The sequence below is a fragment of the Mycobacterium sp. NGS17 genome, from assembly GCF_059813205.1.
In genome coordinates, this window is record NZ_JCALED010000043.1 from 1 (window position 1) to 438 (window position 438).

At 67.4% G+C, this 438-nt stretch carries 1 protein-coding gene; it reads left to right on the forward strand.

The features are described 5' to 3' along the window. Positions 1-438, forward strand: a 438-nt coding sequence (locus AC5Y7E_RS24270; RefSeq protein ID WP_499950958.1) for a phosphopantetheine-binding protein, incomplete at both ends; no start/stop codon positions are given.

A 438-nucleotide genomic window follows, 5' to 3' on the forward strand; every position in this document is an offset into this window, starting at 1 on the left:
ATCAAACGCCTGGTCGGCTACATCACCGGGGACGCCGACCCGGCCGATATCCGCGCGGCGTTGGGTGAGCGGTTGCCCGAGCATATGGTGCCGGCCGCGGTGGTGGGGCTCGACGCGTTGCCGTTGACCCCTAACGGCAAGCTCGACACCCGCGCCCTGCCCGCCCCCGACTACATCGACACCGAGCGTTACCGCGGCCCCTCGACGGCCACCGAGGAGATCTTGGCCGGGATTTACGCCGACATTCTGGGTGTGCAGCGGGTCGGGGTCGATGACTCGTTCTTCGAACTCGGCGGGGACAGCATCTCGGCGATGCGGGTGATCGCGGCGATCAACACCACCTTGGATACCGACCTTGCGGTGCGCACCGTGTTCGAGGCACCCGCGATCGGCCAGTTGGCACCGCTTATCCATGGGGAGACGGGCCGGGTAGAGCCA